Origin of the sequence: Bradyrhizobium zhengyangense (assembly GCF_022012435.1) — a bacterium.
Lineage (GTDB): Bacteria > Pseudomonadota > Alphaproteobacteria > Rhizobiales > Xanthobacteraceae > Bradyrhizobium > Bradyrhizobium zhengyangense.
This window is the reverse complement of sequence record NZ_JAKLUA010000017.1, coordinates 127,563-149,115: the sequence shown is the minus strand read 5'-3', so window position 1 is coordinate 149,115 and position 21,553 is coordinate 127,563. Positions and strand designations below refer to the sequence as shown.

22 protein-coding genes, 1 tRNA gene and 1 pseudogene are annotated in these 21,553 nt (G+C 64.3%); 8 read left to right on the top strand and 16 right to left on the bottom strand.

The window, feature by feature from the left end:
* Positions 1-233: pseudogene (locus L6637_RS34345) on the top strand (LabA-like NYN domain-containing protein); the annotation flags it as partial.
* Positions 214-888, top strand: a complete 675-nt coding sequence (locus tag L6637_RS34340; protein WP_237873423.1) for a uracil-DNA glycosylase — start codon at positions 214-216, stop codon at positions 886-888. The pseudogene L6637_RS34345 and the gene L6637_RS34340, both read left to right, overlap by 20 nt.
* A gap of 97 nt (positions 889-985) precedes the next feature.
* Here L6637_RS34340 and L6637_RS34335 read toward each other — a convergent pair whose 3' ends face one another.
* The 4 genes from L6637_RS34335 to dapA are packed head-to-tail and all read right to left on the bottom strand — an operon-like array spanning position 986 to position 3,461.
* A complete protein-coding gene (locus tag L6637_RS34335) occupies positions 986-1,567 on the bottom strand; it encodes a peroxiredoxin (RefSeq protein WP_237861679.1) in 582 nt (193 codons plus the stop codon).
* A 5-nt stretch (positions 1,568-1,572) separates the two neighbouring features.
* Entirely contained in the window at positions 1,573-2,046 is a 474-nt protein-coding gene (gene smpB, locus L6637_RS34330; RefSeq protein ID WP_237861677.1) for an SsrA-binding protein SmpB, read from the bottom strand.
* 59 nt (positions 2,047-2,105) lie between these two features.
* Complete coding sequence (gene mscL, locus L6637_RS34325) at positions 2,106-2,519, bottom strand: large conductance mechanosensitive channel protein MscL (RefSeq protein ID WP_237873436.1); 414 nt, start codon at positions 2,517-2,519, stop codon at positions 2,106-2,108.
* A gap of 51 nt (positions 2,520-2,570) precedes the next feature.
* A complete protein-coding gene (gene dapA, locus L6637_RS34320) occupies positions 2,571-3,461 on the bottom strand; it encodes a 4-hydroxy-tetrahydrodipicolinate synthase (protein WP_237861676.1) in 891 nt (296 codons plus the stop codon).
* A gap of 295 nt (positions 3,462-3,756) precedes the next feature.
* Here dapA and L6637_RS34315 point away from each other — a divergent pair, with 295 nt between their 5' ends.
* Complete coding sequence (locus tag L6637_RS34315) at positions 3,757-6,195, top strand: lytic transglycosylase domain-containing protein (protein WP_237873434.1); 2,439 nt, start codon at positions 3,757-3,759, stop codon at positions 6,193-6,195.
* A 285-nt stretch (positions 6,196-6,480) separates the two neighbouring features.
* Positions 6,481-6,573: transfer RNA gene (locus L6637_RS34310), tRNA-Ser, on the top strand.
* A 161-nt stretch (positions 6,574-6,734) separates the two neighbouring features.
* Here the strand turns inward: L6637_RS34310 and L6637_RS34305 are convergent.
* The 8 genes from L6637_RS34305 to L6637_RS34270 form a co-directional block, all read right to left on the bottom strand.
* Positions 6,735-7,001 carry a hypothetical protein gene (locus L6637_RS34305; RefSeq protein ID WP_237861674.1) on the bottom strand — a complete coding sequence of 89 codons (267 nt, stop codon included), beginning with the start codon at positions 6,999-7,001 and terminating at the stop codon, positions 6,735-6,737.
* A gap of 1,412 nt (positions 7,002-8,413) precedes the next feature.
* On the bottom strand, positions 8,414-9,892 hold the full coding sequence (gene gatB / locus L6637_RS34300) for an Asp-tRNA(Asn)/Glu-tRNA(Gln) amidotransferase subunit GatB (protein WP_237861672.1): 1,479 nt from the start codon (positions 9,890-9,892) through the stop codon (positions 8,414-8,416).
* Positions 9,889-10,191, bottom strand: coding sequence for a hypothetical protein (locus L6637_RS34295; protein WP_237861671.1), 303 nt, complete (start codon positions 10,189-10,191; stop codon positions 9,889-9,891). The genes gatB and L6637_RS34295 overlap by 4 nt, the downstream gene beginning before the upstream one ends.
* A complete protein-coding gene (gene gatA, locus L6637_RS34290) occupies positions 10,182-11,657 on the bottom strand; it encodes an Asp-tRNA(Asn)/Glu-tRNA(Gln) amidotransferase subunit GatA (RefSeq protein WP_237873421.1) in 1,476 nt (491 codons plus the stop codon). The genes L6637_RS34295 and gatA overlap by 10 nt, the downstream gene beginning before the upstream one ends.
* Positions 11,654-11,866, bottom strand: a complete 213-nt coding sequence (locus L6637_RS34285; RefSeq protein WP_237861667.1) for a hypothetical protein — start codon at positions 11,864-11,866, stop codon at positions 11,654-11,656. The genes gatA and L6637_RS34285 overlap by 4 nt, the downstream gene beginning before the upstream one ends.
* An 18-nt stretch (positions 11,867-11,884) precedes the next feature.
* Positions 11,885-12,172, bottom strand: a complete 288-nt coding sequence (gatC, locus tag L6637_RS34280) for an Asp-tRNA(Asn)/Glu-tRNA(Gln) amidotransferase subunit GatC (RefSeq protein ID WP_237861665.1) — start codon at positions 12,170-12,172, stop codon at positions 11,885-11,887.
* A gap of 156 nt (positions 12,173-12,328) precedes the next feature.
* The gene (locus L6637_RS34275; RefSeq protein ID WP_237861664.1) at positions 12,329-13,405 is read right to left on the bottom strand and encodes an NAD(P)H-dependent flavin oxidoreductase; all 1,077 of its coding nucleotides are present in this window, start codon (positions 13,403-13,405) and stop codon (positions 12,329-12,331) included.
* A 17-nt stretch (positions 13,406-13,422) separates the two neighbouring features.
* Positions 13,423-14,400, bottom strand: a complete 978-nt coding sequence (locus L6637_RS34270) for an NAD(P)H-dependent flavin oxidoreductase (protein ID WP_237873417.1) — start codon at positions 14,398-14,400, stop codon at positions 13,423-13,425.
* Between the two features lie 96 nt (positions 14,401-14,496).
* Here L6637_RS34270 and L6637_RS34265 point away from each other — a divergent pair, with 96 nt between their 5' ends.
* On the top strand, positions 14,497-15,387 hold the full coding sequence (locus tag L6637_RS34265; protein WP_237861661.1) for a LysR family transcriptional regulator: 891 nt from the start codon (positions 14,497-14,499) through the stop codon (positions 15,385-15,387).
* Here the strand turns inward: L6637_RS34265 and L6637_RS34260 are convergent.
* Positions 15,374-15,589, bottom strand: coding sequence for a hypothetical protein (locus tag L6637_RS34260; protein WP_237861660.1), 216 nt, complete (start codon positions 15,587-15,589; stop codon positions 15,374-15,376). The genes L6637_RS34265 and L6637_RS34260 overlap by 14 nt on opposite strands.
* A gap of 45 nt (positions 15,590-15,634) precedes the next feature.
* On the opposite strand from L6637_RS34260, the gene ruvX reads away from it, so the two are divergent.
* Complete coding sequence (ruvX, locus tag L6637_RS34255; RefSeq protein WP_237861659.1) at positions 15,635-16,126, top strand: Holliday junction resolvase RuvX; 492 nt, start codon at positions 15,635-15,637, stop codon at positions 16,124-16,126.
* A 3-nt stretch (positions 16,127-16,129) separates the two neighbouring features.
* Complete coding sequence (locus tag L6637_RS34250; RefSeq protein WP_237873415.1) at positions 16,130-17,053, top strand: AEC family transporter; 924 nt, start codon at positions 16,130-16,132, stop codon at positions 17,051-17,053.
* Between the two features lie 99 nt (positions 17,054-17,152).
* On the opposite strand, the gene L6637_RS34245 is transcribed toward L6637_RS34250, so the two are convergent.
* The 3 genes from L6637_RS34245 to L6637_RS34235 form a co-directional block, all read right to left on the bottom strand.
* Complete coding sequence (locus L6637_RS34245; RefSeq protein WP_237873413.1) at positions 17,153-17,917, bottom strand: CPBP family intramembrane glutamic endopeptidase; 765 nt, start codon at positions 17,915-17,917, stop codon at positions 17,153-17,155.
* 129 nt (positions 17,918-18,046) lie between these two features.
* Positions 18,047-19,690, bottom strand: a complete 1,644-nt coding sequence (locus L6637_RS34240; protein ID WP_237873410.1) for an acyl-CoA dehydrogenase family protein — start codon at positions 19,688-19,690, stop codon at positions 18,047-18,049.
* Positions 19,691-19,709: 19 nt separating this feature from the next.
* Positions 19,710-20,474 carry a M15 family metallopeptidase gene (locus L6637_RS34235; RefSeq protein WP_237873432.1) on the bottom strand — a complete coding sequence of 255 codons (765 nt, stop codon included), beginning with the start codon at positions 20,472-20,474 and terminating at the stop codon, positions 19,710-19,712.
* 131 nt (positions 20,475-20,605) lie between these two features.
* On the opposite strand from L6637_RS34235, the gene L6637_RS34230 reads away from it, so the two are divergent.
* Positions 20,606-21,553: an aspartate carbamoyltransferase catalytic subunit gene (locus L6637_RS34230; protein ID WP_015685626.1), complete on the top strand. Its 948-nt coding sequence runs from the start codon at positions 20,606-20,608 to the stop codon at positions 21,551-21,553.

Below are 21,553 nucleotides of genomic sequence, written 5' to 3'. Positions count from 1 at the left end.
CCGTGATCTCCACCATCGCCAGCCAGCCGCCGATGATCGCCGACGAGCTGCGCCGCCAAGCCGACGTCTTCACCGACCTCGTCGAGTTGCAGTCCAAGCTTGGCCGCGACCCGTCAGAGCGCCCCGCCCCGCGCGACCGCGGCGAGCGTGGTGAGGGACGCCATCACGCCCCGCAATTCCTCCAGCGCGCAACCACGATGGCGCCGAGGGGCGATGACGACTTCGAGGAGTGAGGCGGCCCGGTTGAGCCGCCAGGCCCCCACTCTCGTCCCTGACCGTGACTGTCCGCTTTGTCCGCGCCTGGTCGCCTTTCGCGAGGCGAACCGCGCGCGCGAGCCGTTGTGGCACAATGCACCGGTCCCGCCTTTCGGCGACATCGAGGCCCGCCTCCTGATCGTCGGTCTCGCGCCGGGAATGCAGGGCGCCAACCGCACCGGGCGCCCGTTCACCGGCGACTATGCCGGCGACCTGCTCTACGCCACGCTGCTGGAATACGGCTTCGCCAGGGGTAGCTACCAGGCGCGTCCGGATGACGGCCTGAAACTGGTCGACTGCCGAATCGCCAATGCCGTGCATTGCGTTCCGCCGCAGAACAAGCCGCTGCCGGCCGAGATCAACACCTGCCGCCAATTTCTCATCGCGAATCTCGAAACGATGCCGAAGCTGCGCGCGATCATCGCCCTTGGGCGGATTGCGCACGACAGCGTGCTCAAGCCCCTGAAGCTGAAGGCGTCCCAAGCCCCCTTCGGCCACGGCGCCGTGCACCAGGCCGGGCCGTTCAAGCTCTACGACAGCTATCACTGCTCCCGCTACAACACGAACACCGGCGTGCTGACGCCGGATATGTTTCGTAGCGTGTTTGCGAAGGTGAAGGCCGATCTCGACTAGAGCATGATCCGGAAAAGTGTGACGCGGTTTTCCGAAAAGGTCATGCTCAAACAAAGAGCTAAAGCGCGATGACGATTCAACCAAATCTCATCGCGGCTTAGGCTTTGACGGGGTTGGCCTTCAGCCAGTCCAGCACGTCGCCAGCGTTCCGGTCCGGCGGGAACACCGGGTAGAACACGTGGGTGATCCTGGCGTCATCGATGATCAGCGCGAGACGCTTGATGAGCGTCAGGCCCGCGACCTCCATGGTCGGCAGATTGAGCGCGCGCGTGAACGCCAGCTTCTCATCGGAGAGCACCGGGAACGGCAGATGCAGCCGCGAGGCCATCTCGGTCTGGTAGGCGTTGCTCTGGGTCGAGAGGCCGAAAACGTGGGAAGCACCGGTGGCCTTCAACTCCGCGAACAGGTCGCGAAACGCGCAGGTCTGCGGCGTGCAACCGCGCGCACCCGGGATCATGTCCCAGTCGTCGACCAACGAGATCTTGCCGGGCTCGCCGGTGCGGGGATAAGCGAACACCACGGTGCGACCCGGGAGCGCCGACAGATTGACGGAAGTGTCATCGGTTGCGAGCAGACTGATCGCGGGCACCATCAGCCCCTTCAGATGCGCGGCACCGCCATCGTCAGTGGGGGCTGGAATCTGGCTCCAATCCACCTCGAGCAGGTTCTTCTGAGTCATCCGCCCTATCCCCTTGCCCGCATCAGCCGGCCCTTTTCACGGCTCCAGTCGCGCTTCTTCTCGCTCTCGCGCTTGTCATGCAGCTTCTTGCCCTTGGCAACCGCGAGCTGAAGCTTGGCCCGTCCACGCTCGTTGAAATAGAGCTTGAGCGGGATCAGCGTCATGCCCTCGCGGTCCACGGCACCCATCAGCTTGTTGATCTGCTTGCGGTGCAGCAGCAGCTTTCGCGGCCGTTTGGGCTCGTGGTTGAAGCGATTGCCCTGCAGATATTCCGGAATGGTGGCGTTGATCAGCCAGATCTCGCCGTCCTTAGAGTCGGCGTAGGATTCCGCGATCGTGCTCTTGCCGTTGCGGATCGACTTCACCTCGGTGCCGGTCAGCGCAATGCCCGCCTCGATCGTATCCTCGATGGCGTAGTTGAAGCGGGCCTTGCGATTCTCCGCCATGACCTTGATTGGACGTTCGTTCTTATCGGCCATGGAAGTCAAACCTGAGCGAGATAAGCGCGTAAGCTAACAGCCTGGATGAAGCGCGCGCGTCACTTCTTGAGGAGATCGCGGATCTCGGTGAGCAGAACGACCTCCGCCGACGGCTTCGGCGGCTCCGCGGGCTTGGTCTCTTCCTTGCGCTTCAACGTATTCATGGCGCGAATGACCAGGAACAGCACAAAGGCGATGATGATGAAGTTGATCGTCAGCGTCAGGAAGTTGCCGTAAGCGAGCACGGCACCTTGCTTTTTCGCATCCGCTAAGTTGGTGGCGGTCACCGCCTTCGACAAGGGGGCGTAGTAGTTCGAAAAGTCGAGGCCGCCGGTCGCGGCGCCGATGATCGGCATGATGATGTCACCGACCAGCGAAGTGACGATGGCGCCGAAGGCCGCGCCGATGATGACGCCGACGGCAAGGTCGACGACGTTGCCCTTCATGGCGAACTCACGGAACTCCGTGAGCATCTTCCTGCCCTTCTCGTCGACGCTCATGAACGACTCCCCAGGTTGGCTAAATCAGTTGATCAGGCCAGCGTGCACCATCGCGCTGCGCACGGCGGCACGGGTCGACTCGGATACCGGGACCATCGGCAGGCGCAGCGTCTCGTCAAACTTGCCGAGCAGCGACATCGCATACTTGATGGGGGCCGGATTGCTCTCGATGAACAGGTTGTTGTGCAGCGGCATCAGCTTGTCGTGGATCGCAAGCGCCGCCTTGGTGTCGCCCTTCGCCCAAGCGGCGTGGAACTCGGCGCACAGGCGCGGTGCGACGTTCGACGTCACCGAGATGCAGCCGTGACCGCCATGCGCCATGTAGCCGATGATGGTGGCGTCCTCGCCCGAGAGCTGGTTGAAGTCCTCGCCCATCGCTGCGCGCTGCTGCGACACGCGCACCATGCTGGCGGTCGCGTCCTTGACGCCGGCGATGTTCTTCAGCTCCCAAAGCCGCTTCATCGTGTCGACCGACATGTCGATCACCGAACGCGGTGGGATGTTGTAGATGATGATCGGAATGCCGATCGCATCGTTGATCGCCTTGAAGTGCTGGTACATGCCTTCCTGGGTCGGCTTGTTGTAATAAGGCGTCACCACCAGCACGGCATTGGCGCCCGCCTTCTCGGCGTGCTGGGCCAGCTCGACCGCTTCCTTGGTCGAATTGGAGCCCGCGCCGGCAATCACGGGCACCCGGCCCTTGGCCTCCTCGATGCACCATTCGACGACCTTCTTGTGCTCGTCATGGCTGAGCGTCGGGCTCTCGCCGGTCGTGCCGACCGGAACCAGGCCGTTGGTGCCTTCCGAAATCTGCCAGTTGACCAGGGAGCGAAACGCCGCCTCGTCCAGCGAGCCGTTTTTGAACGGCGTGACCAAGGCGGTGAACGACCCCCGGAATTTCGTCTTGGCTGCCATGGACTTCCTCCGTACGCGGCGTGATTTAGAGCAAGCCCCTTTCTTATCGGGTCTCACCCGCCCGTAAAAGGCCTGCATCCGCGTGACGCACCGTTTAAGCCGCGATTTTGCCGCGGTGGTGGTGCAAACCCGGCGGCGGTAAGCGGCTGTTGGTATTTTGTCCGCATATTCAATCAAATACAGCCAGATCTTGTACAGATAGGTCTTGAGCCAATTGACTGATTCGGGGCGACGAACCGCCGTGACCTTCTTATCCCGTACTGCATGGCGATCAGCCGGACTGGCGCTGTGCCTGATGGCCGGCCTGTCGATCGGTTGTGTCGCCCTGGCCAAATCCAGCGAGACGACCGAGGACGGTGCGAAGGAACCCGCCAAGCCTGCGGCAAAGGGAATCGCAAGGCCAGCAGCCAAGCCGCCTGCGAAGGACACGGCGAAGGGGGCGGCCAAGGAGACCTCCAAGGGCGCAGGCAAGGACACCTCCAAGGGCGCAAGCAAGGACGCCTCCAAGGGCGCAAGCAAGGACGCCACCAAGGGTGCAAGCAAGGGAGCAGCTCCGGCGACGGCCAAGGATGCGGCGAAGAAGCCTGCCGGCAAGGACGCCGCGAAGGACAAGCCGAAACCGGCAGCAGCGACCTCCGCGCCAAAGTCACGACCTGCCTCCAACGCGTCGGCGCCTCAGACGGCGCCCGCGGTGACGGCGACCGTGAGACCTACAGCCTCGCCCTCCGCCGCCGGCAGACCTGTCGCAACCCCCATGCTGGCGCCCGCGACCCGCCAGCACGCCGCGCCGCGCAAGCCGGTGACGCCGGCCGCGGTCGCCGCGACCTCGTCGACGTCGCAGGCCGACAAGGACACGCTGGAGAACGTCATCGAGCTCGTGCGCAAGCGCAAGCCGGGCGATGCCACCAGCTACGCAGATTCGATTTCCGATCCGGTCGCGCGAAAGCTCGCCGAATGGATCATCCTGCGCAGCGAAGACAATGGCGCAAGCGTCGAGCGTTACCGCGCCTTCCTCTCCGCCAATCCGAGCTGGCCGTCGCAGACTTTCCTGCGCCGGCGCCTCGAGGCCGCGATGTGGGACGACAGGCGCGACGACTCCGTTGGCTGGTCGTGGTTCGAGAACGAATCCCCTGTTTCGGCCAAGGGCCGCTTCGTGCTCGCCAAGGCGATGCTGGCGCGCGGCGACCGCGCCAATGCCGAGCGGCTGGTACGCGAGGCATGGCGCAACGATCCGATGTCGGAAGACACCGAGAACAACGCACTCGACCAGTTCGGAGCGCTACTGACGCCCGGCGACCAGAAGGCGCGGATGGACACGCTGCTTTACGGCAGCGAGCACGAGGCGGCGATGCGCGCCGCAAGGCGCCTCGGCGCGGGCTACGTCGCGCTTGCGAAAGCCCGTATCGCCTCCTTCAAGAAAGCCCCGAATACGCGCGTGCTGCTCGAAGAGGTGCCGCGCGAGCTGCACAGCGATCCCGGCTTCATTTTCAGCAAGATCCAGCTCCTGCGCCGCGAAGAGAAGTTTCCCGAAGCAGCCCAGCTGATGCTGTCGGCGCCGAAGGATCCGAACCGGCTCTACAATCTCGATGAATGGTGGATCGAGCGGCGCCTGCTGGCCCGCAAGATGATCGACACCGAGGACTTCCGCAGCGCCTATCTGATCGCGCGCGATGCGGCGCTGCCCTCGCGCGACATCTACAAGACCGAGCAGGAGTTCACCGCCGGCTGGATCGCGCTGCGCTTCCTCAACGATCCCGCCGCTGCCGCCCAACACTTTGCCCGTATCGGCGTCGGCAGCGTCAATCCGACCACGCTGGCGCGCGCCGGTTACTGGCAAGGCCGCGCGGCGGAAGCCGCGGGCCGCCAGCAGGAGGCGCGCAACGCCTATGCCCGCGCCGCCGAGCAGTCGACCAGTTATTATGGCCAGCTTGCGCGCGCCAAGCTCGGCCTGCCCCAGATCGAGCTGAACAGCCAGCCGCGCGGCCGCGGCGCCGAGCGGCTCGAGATCGTGCGCGCGGCGCAATTGCTCTACGAGCTCGACGAGCGCGAGCTCGCGGTGCCTCTTCTCGCCGACATGGGCGAGAACGGCGATCCCGAAGCGCTGACTGGCCTCGGCGAGCTGACCCAGCGTTATAGCGACGCGCGCGGCATGCTGCTGCTCGGAAAGGCCGCGCTCAATCGCGGGCTGCCGTTCGACTTCTATGCCTACCCCGTCAACGGCATTCCGCAGTTCAGCCAGATCGGCCCCGAGGTCGAGCGGAGCATCGTCTACGCCATCGCGCGGCAGGAAAGCGCGTTCAATCCGGCCGTGGTCTCGCCGGCCCAGGCCTATGGCCTGATGCAGGTCACCCCCGATGCCGCGCGCTATGTCTGCAAGCGGCACGGCGCAACCTATGACCTGTCGCGGCTGAAGAACGACTCGTCCTACAACGCCACGCTCGGCGCGGCCGAGCTCGGCGGCCTGCTTGAGGATTATCGCGGCTCCTACATCATGACCTTCGCGGCCTACAATGCCGGTCGCGGCAGCGTGAAGAAATGGATCGACCGCTATGGCGACCCGCGCGACCCCAAGGTCGACGCAGTCGACTGGGTCGAGCTGATCCCGTTCTCCGAGACGCGCAACTATGTGCAGCGGATCATGGAGAATCTTCAGGTCTACCGCGCCCGCTTCGGCGGTGGCACGCGCCTGCAGATCGAGGCCGATTTGCGCCGCGGCGCCGGCAGCGTGGAATAGCGGGCCTCCTCCGATCCATTTGTCGAAGATATTGAAGCCTCACAGGCGCCGATTTCGGTCAGTGTTGCACAAACAGCACAAGCAGCCGCCAGGGCATCCTTATCGTATTGTTTTGATTTAGCTTTCTGAACTAACCCCAGCCCTCCCCCGAGCTCCCTTTGGAGCAGGAACGGGCATGGCGGCGCTTCAGATGCATGGGTTGCAAAAATCGCTGGGAAAATTCGGGCCCAAACACGCGCTTCGAAATTGACCAGCCCAAGCAAATAGATGCATAAGGCTCGCACCGGAGAGGTGGCCGAGTGGCTGAAGGCAACGCTTTGCTAAAGCGTCATACGGTCTCAAGCTGTATCGAGGGTTCGAATCCCTCTCTCTCCGCCACCCAATTCAAATGATCCACGACCTGATCGTACCGCTGAAAGCCAGCGGCAGGTGTCTCGGGCTAGCGCTCCGCTGATGGAGCCGAACGGGCGGTCTCGTTCCGCCTCGTCGTCAGAAACAAGGTCAACGGCGCCGTCCCCGTTCCCTAGGACGGAGAAGGCTCAATGGGCGGACACCCAGGCCCTTGCGTCGCGCTGCGCGGCCGAGATCTCGGCTTCCGACATCTGGCCGGCCACTTCCTGGCGCAGCGCCACGGCGTCCTTGCGGCCCTTCAGGGCGGCGAGGTTGAACCATTTATGCGCGGCAACGAGGTCGACCAGGCCCGCGCGACCGCTCGCCCAGTAGATTCCGCGCTCGAACAGAACGTCCGACAGCGCGCTTGCATCGATCGGCGTCGCCGTATCGAGATCGAAAGTACCCTGAAACATAACGCATCCCCTTTTTCTTATGGCCGCCTCGAATCCCCCGAGCGCGGCTCCCGTCCAACTCTGATCAGCGTGATCCTTCTGGACCGCGCGTTGTTCAACTCATCCCCATTGCCGTTTGCCGGCTTGTTGGAGGAGATGATGGCGGGCAAATTTGAATGGCAGTTTAAGTATCGCGATGAAGCAGACGTAAACGCGGGGCCGCGCCCGGCGCGCGGGAACTTCAAGAAGTCCCCGATTTGCAGGCACTTCTGCGATTCCTCAGGATACGTTTACCCTGTGATTTTCGGACATCGATAACCATCGCGCACGGAGACATCGGTACGGTGGTTACATCCTATGGGGAGGCGACGCGCGGGAAAGGCCGCATGGCCGCCTCGCACCGAGGCCCGCGCGCTCGCGGGCAATCATGCCGGCGGGCCAAACCTCGACGGCCAGCCACGCAAAGCGACGGCACCGCGGTCAGATCAACAATGTCGGGAAAGGGATTGCCGGCAATACCCCGGCCTCAGGGAACGAGGGCGTCGGCGAACACGTCAGGACCAGATTCCAAATGGGCCCGAAGGCCGCTTGTGGAATTGCGGAGCTCTTTTGAAGGAGACCCGCACCGAACGAAGAAAACTCTGTTTCTTCTGCCGGACCGTAAAGTCGAACGATCCGACCGTTGACCTGATGTCTCGCCGACACCCTCTATCGTCGACCAGAACCTCTAGGAGGCGCTGATGACGTGCCGGCTGCTAGGAGCCGGCAACTTCAGAAGTCGAAGTTACTTCTTCTTCTTCGCGACCTTGCGGGTCTTCTTCGCAGTCTTCTTCACTGCGCTCTTCGCCTTCTTCGCCTTCTTCGCTTTCTTGGCCATGTTGCCCTCCGATGTGTGAGATGGCTTTAATCGCTGCATGCATTCGGGGATCGAGTGCACACTCATTCCGAATACACCAACACGACGAAAAAAACATCTTCTCACTTAAGGAAGTGTTGACGACGCAGCGCCCGTGCGCCAGCCGCGCTTGATTTGCCGATCAGCGGCAACACGCGTCTACGATTGCAAATGCGTCGCGCAGCATCGACGTTGTCGAGCACTGCGATTGCAAGAAAACACTATGCAGCAAGTAAGATTCTGCGCGCGCACATCGCGCGCGATCGATGCGATGAAGCGCGCGACAACGCGCACGATTGCCCCGCAAGGCAGAGTCGCGGACTCTGAGTCGCGTTTTTTGGCAACGAAATTATTTTCATGCTTAACGGCGGAAGCTCTCGTCTGAGCGTGTGCAAGTCGCCGTTTTGAGCGAATCGCGCGGACTGCGATTCGGTGGAGCTGCGCGCTCGAATGGGATGATGCTTGCCGTCGATGACGCGTGCGTGCGTCGCATCGCGAGGTGACGAAGCATGTCGTCACCTCGTCCGATCGCGCGAGATCAGACGCCGAGCTTGGACTTCAGCAGCTCGTTGACCGCCTGCGGGTTGGCCTTGCCGCCTGATGACTTCATCACCTGGCCGACGAACCAGCCCAGCGACTGCGGCTTGTCCTTCACCTGCGCGGCCTTGTCGGGATTGGCTGCGATGATGTCGTCGACAACCTTTTCGATCGCCGAAAGATCCGTCACCTGCTTCATGCCGCGGCTTTCGACCAGCGCGCGCGGGTCTCCGCCCTCCTGCCAGACGATCTCGAAAAGATCCTTGGCGATCTTGCCGCTGATCGTGCCCTCGCCGATCAGGTCAATGATCGCCGCGAGCTGCTCGGATGACACTGGAGAGCCCGTAATATCCCGGCCTTCCTTGTTGAGACGGCCGAACAGCTCGTTGATCACCCAGTTCGCCGCCATCTTGGCGTCGCGAACGCGGTTGGCGAGCCTGTCGAGCACCGTCTCGTAGAACATCGCGCTCTCGCGCTCGGCCACCAGCACGCTCGCATCATAGGCCGACAGGCCGAAGTCTGCGACAAAGCGCGCCTTCTTCTGGTCCGGCAGCTCCGGCAGCTTCGCCTTCAGCTCGTCGACGAAGCTCTGACTGAACTCCAGCGGCAACAGATCCGGATCGGGGAAGTAGCGGTAGTCGTGTGCCTCCTCCTTGGAGCGCAGCGCGCGCGTTTCGCCCTTGTTGGCGTCGAACAGGCGCGTCTCCTGGTCGATCTTGCCGCCGTCCTCGATGATCTCGATCTGGCGCCGCGCCTCATACTCGATCGCCTGACCGATGAAGTTGATCGAGTTCAGGTTCTTGATCTCGCAGCGGGTGCCAAGCGGCGCGCCCGGCTTGCGCACGGAGACGTTGACGTCAGCGCGCAGAGACCCCTTCTCCATGTCGCCGTCGCAGGTGCCGAGATAGCGCAGGATCGAGCGCAGCTTGGTGACATAGGCCTTGGCCTGCTCGGCATCGCGGATATCAGGCTTGGAGACAATTTCCATCAGCGCGACGCCGCAGCGATTGAGATCGATCAATGACTGCGACGGCAACTTGTCGTGCAGCATTTTCGCCGGGTCCTGCTCCAAATGCAGCCGCTCGATGCCGACGGTGGCGGTCTTGCCGCCCTCGAGCTCGAGCAGCACCTCACCCTCGCCGACGATCGGCGACTTGTATTGGCTGATCTGATAGCCCTGCGGCAGATCGGGATAGAAATAGTTCTTGCGGTCGAACACCGAGCGAAGATTGATCTTCGCGTTCAGCCCAAGCCCGGTCCGGACAGCCTGCCTGACGCATTCCTCGTTGATGACGGGGAGCATGCCCGGCATCGCGGCGTCGACCAACGACACCTGCGTATTCGGCTCACCACCGAACGCGGTGGAGGCGCCCGAGAACAGCTTTGAGTTCGATGTCACCTGGGCATGGATCTCCATGCCGATGACCACCTCCCAGTCACCGGTGGCGCCCTTGAGAAGCTTGTGCGTGGCCGTGCTCATGTCTTGCTCCCGAGCAGCGTGGCAGCGATCCGCTGCCACTCCGCTTCCAATGAATCCATTGCGACCGGCTGGCCAGCCTGGCGATACCAGTAGCCGGCATTGCCGAGGTCACCTTCGACGCGGTGCAGATAGGCGTGCACCCAGGCGGCGTCGCGACCCTGATCGTCCTGGACGATCTTGTGCGCCTGGTCCCAGTCGCCTTTCGCAGCCCACCAGAGACCTCTGAGCGGCGCGTTCAGCTCAGGCGCGGGTGCCGCGCCGTCGAGGCTCGCGATGAAATCGGCGACATTCACCACCACCTCGCGGGCGTGAAGCGGCCGGCGGCCTGCTCGATCACCTCGCCGAGCGAGAACAGCGTCTCCTCGTCGAACGGGCGGCCGATCAACTGAAGCCCGAGCGGCAGGCCCTGCGCGTCCTTGCCTGATGGGACCGCGATGCCCGGCAGGCCCGCCATGTTCACGGTCACCGTGAAGATGTCGTTGAGATACATCTCGACAGGGTCGGCGCCGCCCTTCTCGCCGATGCCGAAGGCGGCCGACGGGGTCGCGGGCGTCAGGATCGCGTCCACGCCCTTGGCGAAGCAATCCTCAAAGTCCTTCTTGATCAGCGTGCGCACCTTCTGGGCCCGCAGATAATAGGCGTCGTAATAACCGGCCGAGAGCACATAGGTGCCGATCATGACGCGGCGGCGCACCTCGGCACCAAAGCCGCTAGCGCGGGTATTCTCGTAGAGCTCGGTGATGCTCTTGCCCTGCTCGCGCAAGCCGTAGCGGACGCCGTCATAGCGCGCGAGGTTCGAGGACGCCTCCGCGGGTGCCACAATGTAGTAAGCCGGCAGCGCGTACTTCGTGTGCGGCAGCGACACCTCGACCAGCTCGGCGCCGGCCGCCTTCAGCCAGGCCGCGCCCTCGCTCCACAGCTTCTCGATCTCGGCCGGCATGCCGTCGAGACGATACTCCTTGGGGATGCCGATCTTCATGCCCTTCACCGACTTGCCGATCGCGGCCTCGTAATCAGGCACCGCGATGTCGACCGAGGTGGTGTCCTTCGGGTCATGACCGGCCATCGAACGCAGCAGCATTGCGCTGTCTCGCACGCTGCGCGCAATCGGGCCTGCCTGGTCGAGCGAGGACGCGAAGGCGACGATGCCCCAGCGCGAGCAGCGGCCATAGGTCGGCTTGATGCCGACGGTTGCGGTGAACGCCGCCGGCTGGCGGATCGAGCCGCCGGTGTCGGTCGCGGTCGCGCCCATGCAGAGCAGCGCGGCGACAGCCGACGCAGAGCCACCGGATGAGCCGCCCGGCACCAGCGTCGTATTGTTTCCCTCACGCCGCCAGGGATTGCCGACGGGACCGAAGCACGAGGTCTCGTTGGCCGAGCCCATCGCGAACTCGTCATTGTTGAGCTTGCCGAGCATCACGGCGCCGTCGCGCCAGAGCTGCGAGGTCACCGTGGACTCATAGGTCGGCACGAAATTGCCGAGGATCTTCGAGCAGGCCGTCGTGCGCACGCCCTTGGTCGCGAACAGGTCCTTGATGCCGAGCGGAATGCCGGCGAGCGGGCCAGCCTCGCCCTTGGCGAGCTTGGCGTCGGCCTCCCGTGCCATGCTGCGCGCCTGGTCGGGCGTCTCCAGAACGAAGGCGTTGAGCAGGCGCGCCTTCTCGATCGCGGAAAGATGCGCGTCAGTCAGCTCGAGTGACGTGAAAGTCTTGTCGGCGAGACCCTTGCGGGCCTCGGCGAGCGTCAGCGATGTCAAATCGGTCATTTATTGATCGGGCTGCAGAAGAACGGAGACAGGGTCTTGTCGTTGGCCGGGTCGTCTTTTTTTTCGGCCACATTCGCGGCGGCCTGGAGCTCGTCGAGCACGGCATTGACGGCGACATTGGGATCGGCAGCCTTGCCCTGCCGCTCCATCTTGTCGAGGTAGTTCATGTAGGCCTGATAGGCCTTCTCATCGTCGCAAAGCATGCACATCGGGAGGCGTCCTGGGAATTATTCGACGACCTTGGGCACCAGGAAGAAGTGACCTTCGGTCGCCGGCGCATTGGCAACGATATCGTCGGCGATCTCGCCGTCGGTGACCACGTCCTGCCGCTTCTTCATCTGCATCGGGGTCACCGAGGTCATCGGCTCCACACCCTCGACATTGACCTCCGAGAGCTGCTCGACAAAGGCGAGCATGGCGTTGAGCTCGCCTTGCAGATGCGGAACCTCGTCCTCAGCAACCGCAATGCGCGCTAGATGCGCGATGCGGCGGACGGTAGCGGCGTCGACGGACATTATATAAGGCCTCTCACGGCAAAACCTATGTGCCGTATAGCAGAGGCCGGTTTTGCGCCGCAACCGGCGCGGGCGCATGATCCGGAAAAGTGCGCAGCGGTTTTCCGAAAGATCATGCGCAAACAATAACCTAAAGCGCGATGATCATATCGCGCCCTAGCCGGCCAGCGCTTTCATGCGGGCCAGCGCCGATTTGGCAAAATCCCGGGTCAATTCGGCCGCAGGGACCTCACGGCCCAGGGCGACGGCTTGCCCGGCCCACAGATTGGTAAAGTCCACCTTGCCCTGCTTCTCGGCAGCAGCCTTGAGCGGCGCCAGGGCCGTCGCGGCATGGGGAAACGGCGGCGCGTCCGGCGAGATCGGGCCCGCCTCGCGCATCAGGCGGTTTTGGACACCGCGCGCCGGGCGGCCGGTCATCACATTGGTGATGACGGTGGAATCGTCCCGCGCCTCGGCGAGTGCCTTGCGGCCGCCCGCGCTGACCTTGGACTCCGGGCAGCGCAAATAGGCGCTGCCGATCTGCACACCGGAGGCGCCAAGTGCGAAGGCCGCGGCGATGCCGCGTCCGTCCGCGATGCCACCCGCGGCGATGACAGGCACCTTCACGGCATCGGCGACCTGCGGCACCAGCGCAAAGGTGCCGGGCTGCTCCGCGATCTTCTCGGTCAGGAACATGCCGCGATGGCCGCCCGCTTCGGCGCCCTGTGCGATGACGGCATCAGCGCCATGCTGCTCGAGCCAGACCGCTTCCTGCACGGTCGTGGCGGACGAGATGACGAGACAGCCCGCCGCCTTGACGCGCTTGAGCAGCGCCTGCTCCGGCAGGCCGAAATGGAAGCTAACGACCTCCGGCTTCAGCTCCTCGACGACCTCGCAGAAGGCGGCATCGAATGGCGCCCGGTTGGCCGCATTAATGGGCGCCGCCGGATCGAGACCATGCTCGGTGTAGTAACCAGTGAGCCGCTGCTTCCAGCGCGCCTCAGCCTCCGCCGTGAGCTCGATCGGCGTGTGGCAGAAGAAGTTCATGTTCACCGGCGCCTTCACGCGCTGGCGAATGACGTTGACCTGCTCGCGCGCCTTCTCCGGCGACAGCATTGCGCTCGGCAATGAGCCAAGTCCGCCGCCCTCGGCCACGGCGATCACCAGCTCCGCATCCATCACGCCGGCCATCGGCGCCAGCACGATCGGGAATTCGGTCTTGAACAGATCGATCAGTCGACGGTCAGGCCACATGGTTGTTCTCTCTTGGTTCAGGCGAGCGACGCGATGGAATTGCGCCGGCCGTCCAGCAACTGCTCGGCCTCGGACGCAATCCGTTCCACGATCTCGGCCGCCGGTGGAATATCATGGATCAGGCCGACCGCTTCTCCGGCAAAGACGGCCGCAATTTCGAAATCGCCCGCCATTTTTGCCGCGGCATAGTCCTTGGCAATCTCGTCCGCGCGCTGCAGCAGCTCGATCTCACGGCCGGTCCAGGTCTTGATATGGTTGTTGACCAGCGTGCGCGCAGTGAACGGCGTCGGCCAGAACAGTTTTCGCGACCAATCGGGGACGACGCCGCGCACGGTGCCGTTGCCGTCGGCCGCGCGAATGCGTTCCTTGGCTGCGTCGGCACCATTGGCCTCGACGCTCGCATAGAAACGCGTGCCGACCAGCACGCCGGATGCGCCTAACATCATCATCGCTGCGAGCCCCCGACCATCGGCAATGCCGCCGGCCGCAACGACTGGGATGCGCCCGGCCGCGAGATCGACGATCGCAGGCACGATATCGACCGTCGTGCGCGAGGCGCCATGGCCGCCTGCCTCGGTCCCCTGCGCGACCAAAATCTCCGCGCCGGAATCGAGCGCCTGCTTCCCCATGTCCTCGTTCTGCACCTGGCAGATCAAGCGCGCCCCACTCACTTTGATCCGCGGCGCGAACGGCGCGGGATCGCCGAACGACAGCATGACGGCTTGAGGGTGCGCTTCGAGCGCAATGTCGAGAAGCTCGGGCTGCTTTGCCAGGCTCCATGTGATGAAGCCGATCCCGAACGGTGCAAAGCCCTTCAGCTCCGCGGCCTCGGACTGAAGCCGGGCGCGGTCACCGTAGCCGCCACCCAGAATGCCGAAGCCACCCGCCTCGCTCACGGCACGGGTTAGCCGGCTGCCCGCGATCGTATCCATGGGCGCCGACAGGATCGGATGCTTGATCCCGAGAAGCTCCGTCAACGGCGTGGCGATCGGCATGGGGTCTCCCACTCTGGACAGGAAGAGTAAGCCCAACTAGCATTCTCGAAAAATGAATTGTTGCGAACGCTGCCATCACAAAAGCGAAACGACGCCATGGAACTGAGCGACATCCAGACCTTTGCCGCGGTCGCCCGCACCGGCGGCATCACCCGCGCCGCCGAAGAGCTCAACACGGTGCAATCCAATGTCACCCAGCGCATCAAAGCCCTGGAGGCCGAGATCGGCACGCCATTGTTCGAGCGTCACAGCCGCGGCATGGCGCTGACAGGCGCCGGCAAGCGCCTCCTCCCCTACGCGCATCGGATGGCCGCGCTGTCGCGCGAAGCCCTGCTCGCGGCGCGCGACGATGGCGAGCCGAAAGGACCGCTTTCGATCGGCTCGATGGAGACGACCGCGGCAGTGCGATTGCCGCCGCTGCTCGCCGACTTCCACCGTCGCTTCCCGGCAGTACGCCTCAGCCTGCGCACGTCAACGACCGCCGATCTCGTCGCCGGTGTGCTCGAAGGCACGCTCGATGGCGCCTTCGTCGCCGGCCCCATCGCGCATGACGACCTCTCCGTGACAAGCGCATTCCGGGAAGAGCTGGTGCTGGTCAGCGCGCGGCGCTGGGCCTCGCTTGCCGAGTTGCGCGCAGGCACGCCCGAGTCGGGCCCGACCGCCCTGGTGTTCCGCACCGGCTGCACCTATCGCCAGCGCCTCGAACAGATCTTCGTCGAATTCGGCTGGCCTTCGGCCGCGCGCTTCGAGCTCGGCACGCTGGATGGCATGATCGGCTGCGTCGCTGCCGATATGGGCGTCACGTTGCTGCCCCGCGCGGTGGTCGAGCGCAGCGCGATGACCGGCAGCGTGACGATGCACGCGCTGAGCCCCTCGCACGGGCGCGTCGAGACACTGTTCATCCAGCGGCGCGCCGGCCATCAAACCAGCGCGCTCGAAGGCTTTGTATCCTGCCTGACCAAGGACGACGAAATCATCGCGGCCTGATGGACCACCTCCGCAATGCCACCACGGCCCAGATCGCCTCAACCAGGCCGAACGGCCAAGCCCCTTGCAGGAAGCCGTAGGCCGAACCGAGGGCACAGGAGGCCGCGAACAACAGCACGAACCAGGGACTGCGGTCCTCGAAGGCGTAAGTGACCAGCATCGCCGTCACCGCAAACAGACCGAATAATGTCAGCGCATCCATGTTCCCGGTTCACTCCGCAGCGCGCCGCGTGATATGCGCTAAACCATGCCGGCTCTTATCCTGCCTCTCATCGATGCTGCAACCCACTGGCCCGAACGCGGCGGGTTGATCGGCCTCGATCTCGGCACCAAGACCATTGGTGTCGCCGTGTCCAATCCGGACCGCCGCCTCGCGACCGGTGTCGAGACCATTCAACGCAAGCAATTCAAGCAGGACGCAGCCCGCCTCCTCGCCATTGCAACCGAACGCAAGGTGGTCGGCATCGTGCTCGGTCTTCCCATCAACATGGACGGCAGCGAGGGGCCGCGCGCGCAATCGACTCGCGCTTTCGCCCGCAATCTGGCCAATCTGACCACGCTCCCCATTGGTCTCTGGGACGAGCGTCTGTCAACCGCGGCCGTCGAGCGCGAATTGATCGGCATGGACGTCAGCCGCGCCAAGCGCGCCGAGGTGATCGACGAGCACGCCGCGATCTTCATCCTGCAAGGCGCGCTCGACCGGCTCGCCAATCTGCGCGCCAGCCCAGGGGCTGGCTGATCCATGGTCGTCGTGATCGCGGCACTGCTGCCGGTCTTCATTCTCATCGTGATCGGCGTGGTGCTCCGGCACAGCCTGATGCGGCTCGACACGCAATGGCACGGGCTGGAACGGCTGACCTATTTCGTGCTGTTCCCGATGCTGCTGATCCAGACGCTGGTGAAGGCCGATCTCTCAAAAGTGCCGGTCGCCGGCGTCGGCGGCGCGCTGCTGCTGGCGGCACTCGCGATGTCGCTGCTCTGCCTTGCGCTGCGCCCGGCCCTGTCGCGGCTCGACATCGACGGTCCCGCTTTCACCTCGATCTTCCAGGGCGCGACGCGCTGGCAGACCTATGTGGCGCTGTCCGTTTCTGCCAATCTGTACGGCGACGTCGGCCTGGCGCTGGCCTCTGTCGCCATGGTCGCGATCATCCCCCTTGTGAACGTGTTCAGCGTCGCCGTGCTCGCGCATTACGCATCGCCCGAGAAGCAATCCGCGCGCGCGATCGCCATGACCGTGATCCGCAATCCCCTGATCTGGGCCTGCATCATCGGCATGGGCATCAATGTCGTCCATCTGCCGCTGCCAAAAATCTGGCACGAGGTCGCTGACGCGCTCGGCCGCTCCTCGCTCGCCATTGGCCTGCTCGTCACCGGCGCCGGCCTTCAGCTCAAGGGTCTGCTCCGTCCGAGCCTGGGCGCGTCGATCGGCGTGGCGTTCAAGCTGGCGCTGATGCCGGTGCTCGCACTGGCGCTCGCCATCTGGTTCGGACTGTCAGGCACCAACCTCGCGATCGTCGCGATCTGCGCGGCGGTGCCGACCTCGCCGAGCGCCTATGTGCTAGCCCGCCAAATGGGTGGCGATGCGCCGCTGTTGGCCCAGATCATCACGCTGCAGACGATCCTGGCGGCGATCACGATGCCGATCGCGATCGCGCTGGTGGCGTAGAGTTCGTCGGCGCAAGCGCACCTCTCACGCCTCGTCATCGGGCCGCGCTTCGCGCGGACCCGGTGGCCCGCAATGACGGAACGTGGGGCGAGCGCTCGGCTAGCTTCCCAACCACGTCGTCAGCACCACCGCGGTCATGTTGTTCAGCCCATGCAGCACGATGGTGAGCCACAACGAGCCCGCGCGATAGCGCATATAGCCGAACCACAGACCAATCGAGAAAACCTCGGCGAGGAAGTAGAGATCGTACTGGATGTGCACCACCGTCCACACCAGCGACGACAGTACGATCGCGCCGGGCACACGCAGAAAGGTTTCCGACCAGCCGCGATAGAGGAAGCCGCGCGCGAGCACCTCCTCCGACATCGGCGCGGCCAGGCTGAACGCCAGCAGGAGCAGCAGCGCGCCGCCCTTGTCGCGCCCCGATTTGAGGAGATCGGTCATGAAGCCGGGCGTCGCCTCGCGGCCCAGCGAGCGGGAGACAACTTCCCAGGCGAGCACGATCAGGATGAGACCGACCGCGCCAAGCACGATTTGCCGCCATGACGGCCAATGCAGCGCGAGATAATCGACGAAGGAGGCCTTCCTGATACGAATGGCGAGCCACGCAACGAGAAGCGTCGCGGGCAGCCCCATGATGACCGACAGGGCGAGCGCTTGAGGCTCAGCGCCGACGAGCTGCATCGATGCGAGGTTGAGAGACAGACCGCGCCCCACCACGAGCAACACGACCGCGCCGATCTGCCCGACGAACATCGCGACAAGGAGCAAAAAGCCCCACAACGCCGTGCCCCAGAACTTCCAGACGCGCGGCGGCGCCGGCGTCATGGTCAACGACGGATGGTCGGGATTGAGGGAGTCCATCAGGAGACTTTCGTTAACAGACTGCCGTCATTCCGGGGCGGTGCGCAGCATCGAACCCGGAATCTCGAGATTCCGGGTTCGCCCTTCGGGCGCCCCGGAATGACGGTGCAGATGTGGATGCAAAAAGATTCACGGCAGCGCGCGCTCCAGCAGCGCGCGCACGTCGCCACCCTCGAGCTCGACTGCGCCATACATGCTGGCGTGATTGGTGGCGAGGCGGGTGGTGGCGAACAATTCAGCGTTGTGAGGCGACATGTCGTTGAGCGCAGCGGCCGCAGCCAGCAGCGCCAGCTTCTCGACCGCCAGCCGCGCAACGCGCTCGCCATCGGCGCGGCGGAAGGTTTTGCCGATGAGGGCGACGACCTCGCCTGCCCCGGGCAGGCCTTTCGTCTCGGCCGCCAGCGTTTGCAGCACGGCCATCGCCGCCTCCGGCTCGCGCGAGAGCGCGCGGAGTACGTCGAGGCACATCACATTGCCCGAACCTTCCCAGATCGCATTGACCGGCGACTCCCGGTAATGGCGCGCCAGAATGCCGTCCTCGACATAGCCGTTGCCGCCGAGGCACTCCATCGCCTCGTAAAGGAATGGCGGCGCACTCTTGCAGGTCCAGTATTTGATCGCGGGCGTCAACAGCCGCATATAGGCGGCCTCCGCCGCATCATGCGGCGTGCGGTCGAAAGCGCGGCAAAGCCGCATCACCAGCGCTATGCTAGCCTCCACATGCAGCGCCATGTCGGAGAGGACGGCCTGCATCAAGGGCTGATCGGCGAGATGCTTCTGGAACACGCTGCGGCGACGGGCGTGATGCAACGCATGGGCGAGGCCTGAGCGCATCAGGCCGCTAGAGGCAATCGCGCAATCCTGCCGCGTCAGCTGCACCATCTGGATGATGGTGCGGATGCCCTTGCCCTCCTCGCCGACACGTTCGGCATAGGCGCCGACAAACTCGACCTCGGACGACGCGTTCGAACGATTGCCGAGCTTGTCCTTCAGCCGCTGGAACTGGATCGCATTGACTGAGCCATCAGGCGCAAAGCGCGGCATGAAGAAGCAGGTCAGTCCCTGCTCGGCCTGTGCCAGCACCAGGAACGCATCGCACATCGGTGCCGACATGAACCATTTGTGGCCGGTGACGCGATAAGCATTCCCATCGCGCACCGCGCGCGTCATGTTGGCGCGCACGTCGGTGCCGCCCTGCTTCTCGGTCATGCCCATGCCGAGTGTCATGCCGCGCTTGTCCCACCACGGCGCAAAGCTCGGATCGTAGCTTTTGGTCGACAGCACCGGCATCACCTTGCCGAGCAGGTCCGGCTGCATCGCCAGCGCGGCGACCGAGGCGCGCGTCATCGTGATCGGGCAGAGATGGCCGGTCTCGACTTGCGCGGCCATGTAGAATTTTGCGGCACGTATGACTTCCGCGGCGTCGCCCACAGGCTTCCCATCCGCGGTCCACGTCGAATTGTGCAGGCCCGCGTGCGCGCTGTGCGCCATCAGCTCGTGATATCCAGGATGAAACTCGACATGGTCGCGGCGGTTGCCCTTGGCATCGAATGTGCGGAGCTTCGGCGTATTCTCGTTCGCGACGCGCCCGCGATCGGCCATCGCCGCCGAGCCCCAATGCTTGCCGAACTCCGACAGCTCCCGTTCCGCTGCGGCGCCACCATTGGCCTTCACGGCCTCGACCAGCGGACGGTCCACGGCAAACAGGTCGACATCCTCAAAGGGTGGCGACTGGTTGAAGACCTCGTGGGTCGCGAATACAGGCTGGGTCATGACGGGTCTCGGACCGGAATCAGTTCCGCCGCGGCTGGATCGGGAAATCATAGGCCGCCCCGCCCGCCCCCGGCAGGGAAAAATGCCACCACTCCTTCGAATAGTTCACAAAGCCTTGCCTCGCCATCGCAGCCACCAGTCGCTTGCGCCAGGCGCGCTGATCGGGCGAGATCGACGGTGCTGCGGTATGCCCTTTCTCATCGGTGCAATCATAGCCGGTGCCCATGTCGACGCTGCCTTCCGGCAGCCGCGCCGCGACCGGCGCCGTGCAATCGGCGTAGGATTTGGCGGGATCGATCCTGGCCGAATTGTCGGCCTTGAGGTCGACCAGCGTGAGGTCGAGCGCCGCGCCCGTGGAATGCTGCGAGCGGCTTGCGATATAGCCGAGACGAAACAGCTCGGTCTTGGCGATCCGCGGGTTATAGCGTCGATCTGCCGCGCTCTCATGGCCGTTCTGCGACCATCTCACCATGTCGAGCGAGGCGCGCGCCGGCCGGTAGCAGTCGAACATTTTCAGCGACAGGTTCTGCGCAGCCAGTTCCTGCTGGACCGCTTTCAGCCGCAAGCCCACGTCCCGCTTCACCACGCACTCACCGGCGCCGTAGCCGGCGAGCGGACGGCCGACGAAATTGTTCGGCGTGGCGTAGCGGATGTCCTGGATGATGCTGGAATCGATATCGCGCAGATAGACGAAGCCGCCGGGGAGTGACTGGGCGTGGGCTGCGGAAACGGTCGCGATCAGTACAATTGCAATTCGAATTGATTTCACGGAATGCCCCTGCATCGCCTGGTCGGGCTTGTCCCGGCCATCCAAGCCCTTTTTGCGGCGAGAAGTCAGACAGATCAGGGGATAACTCCCCGCCCCGGCATTGGCCCTTGCTCCCCCCGCCATCCGCGCCTATAGCTCTCGCTTTAATGACATCGAAATCGACCTTCGTCCTCGGCCACCGGCATTTGCTGGGCATCGAGGGCCTTTCCGCGGCCGACATTACCGGCCTTCTCGACCTGTCCGAAGAATATGTCGAGCTCAACCGCCAGGTTGACAAGAAGCGCACCGTCCTGCGTGGACGGACGCAGGTGAACCTCTTCTTCGAGGCCTCCACCCGGACCCAATCCTCGTTCGAGCTCGCAGGCAAGCGCCTCGGCGCCGATGTCATGAACATGTCGGTGTCCTCCTCGTCCATCAAGAAGGGCGAGACGCTGGTCGACACCGCGATGACGCTGAACGCCATGCACCCTGATATCCTGGTGGTGCGCCATCACGCCTCCGGCGCGGTGGAACTGCTGGCGCGCAAGGTTGACGGTTCCGTGATCAATGCCGGCGACGGCGCGCATGAGCATCCGACCCAGGCGCTGCTCGACGCGCTGACCATCCGCCGCAACAAGGGCCGGCTCGAGGGCCTCGTGGTCGCGATCTGCGGCGACGTGCTGCATTCGCGCGTCGCCCGCTCCAACATCATCCTGCTCAACACCATGGGCGCGCGCGTCCGCGTCGTCGGCCCATCCACGCTGCTGCCCCCCGGCATCGAGCGCATGGGCGTCGAGGTCGCGCGCGACATGCGCGAGGGCCTCAACGGCGCTGACATCGTCATGATGCTGCGGCTGCAGCGCGAGCGCATGAACGGCTCCTTCGTGCCGTCGACCTCCGAATACTTCCATTATTTCGGGCTGGACCAGAAGAAACTCGCTTACGCCAAGCCCGACGCGCTGGTGATGCATCCGGGTCCCATGAACCGCGGCGTCGAGATCGACACCGCGGTTGCCGACGGCGCGCAGTCCCTGATCCGCGAACAGGTGGAGATGGGGGTTGCCGTGCGCATGGCGGTGCTGGAAGCGCTCGCCCGTAACCTTCCGAACGCGTGA

What these genes read in the sequence shown, in the direction of transcription:
- L6637_RS34335 (WP_237861679.1), bottom strand. Translation starts at nt 1,567, where the DNA reads ATGACTCAGAAGAACCTGCTCGAGGTGGATTGGAGCCAGATTCCAGCC.
- gatA (WP_237873421.1), bottom strand. Translation starts at nt 11,657, where the DNA reads ATGACCGATTTGACATCGCTGACGCTCGCCGAGGCCCGCAAGGGTCTC.
- L6637_RS34260 (WP_237861660.1), bottom strand. Translation starts at nt 15,589, where the DNA reads ATGGATGCGCTGACATTATTCGGTCTGTTTGCGGTGACGGCGATGCTG.
- L6637_RS34230 (WP_015685626.1), top strand. Translation starts at nt 20,606, where the DNA reads ATGACATCGAAATCGACCTTCGTCCTCGGCCACCGGCATTTGCTGGGC.
- L6637_RS34270 (WP_237873417.1), bottom strand. Translation starts at nt 14,400, where the DNA reads ATGCCGATCGCCACGCCGTTGACGGAGCTTCTCGGGATCAAGCATCCG.
- smpB (WP_237861677.1), bottom strand. Translation starts at nt 2,046, where the DNA reads ATGGCCGATAAGAACGAACGTCCAATCAAGGTCATGGCGGAGAATCGC.
- gatC (WP_237861665.1), bottom strand. Translation starts at nt 12,172, where the DNA reads ATGTCCGTCGACGCCGCTACCGTCCGCCGCATCGCGCATCTAGCGCGC.
- L6637_RS34240 (WP_237873410.1), bottom strand. Translation starts at nt 19,690, where the DNA reads ATGACCCAGCCTGTATTCGCGACCCACGAGGTCTTCAACCAGTCGCCA.
- L6637_RS34315 (WP_237873434.1), top strand. Translation starts at nt 3,757, where the DNA reads ATGGCCGGCCTGTCGATCGGTTGTGTCGCCCTGGCCAAATCCAGCGAG.
- L6637_RS34250 (WP_237873415.1), top strand. Translation starts at nt 16,130, where the DNA reads ATGGTCGTCGTGATCGCGGCACTGCTGCCGGTCTTCATTCTCATCGTG.
- L6637_RS34275 (WP_237861664.1), bottom strand. Translation starts at nt 13,405, where the DNA reads ATGTGGCCTGACCGTCGACTGATCGATCTGTTCAAGACCGAATTCCCG.
- L6637_RS34245 (WP_237873413.1), bottom strand. Translation starts at nt 17,917, where the DNA reads ATGGACTCCCTCAATCCCGACCATCCGTCGTTGACCATGACGCCGGCG.
- L6637_RS34265 (WP_237861661.1), top strand. Translation starts at nt 14,497, where the DNA reads ATGGAACTGAGCGACATCCAGACCTTTGCCGCGGTCGCCCGCACCGGC.
- gatB (WP_237861672.1), bottom strand. Translation starts at nt 9,892, where the DNA reads ATGAGCACGGCCACGCACAAGCTTCTCAAGGGCGCCACCGGTGACTGG.
- L6637_RS34285 (WP_237861667.1), bottom strand. Translation starts at nt 11,866, where the DNA reads ATGTGCATGCTTTGCGACGATGAGAAGGCCTATCAGGCCTACATGAAC.
- ruvX (WP_237861659.1), top strand. Translation starts at nt 15,635, where the DNA reads ATGCCGGCTCTTATCCTGCCTCTCATCGATGCTGCAACCCACTGGCCC.
- L6637_RS34305 (WP_237861674.1), bottom strand. Translation starts at nt 7,001, where the DNA reads ATGTTTCAGGGTACTTTCGATCTCGATACGGCGACGCCGATCGATGCA.
- dapA (WP_237861676.1), bottom strand. Translation starts at nt 3,461, where the DNA reads ATGGCAGCCAAGACGAAATTCCGGGGGTCGTTCACCGCCTTGGTCACG.
- L6637_RS34340 (WP_237873423.1), top strand. Translation starts at nt 214, where the DNA reads ATGACGACTTCGAGGAGTGAGGCGGCCCGGTTGAGCCGCCAGGCCCCC.
- L6637_RS34235 (WP_237873432.1), bottom strand. Translation starts at nt 20,474, where the DNA reads ATGCAGGGGCATTCCGTGAAATCAATTCGAATTGCAATTGTACTGATC.
- mscL (WP_237873436.1), bottom strand. Translation starts at nt 2,519, where the DNA reads ATGCTCACGGAGTTCCGTGAGTTCGCCATGAAGGGCAACGTCGTCGAC.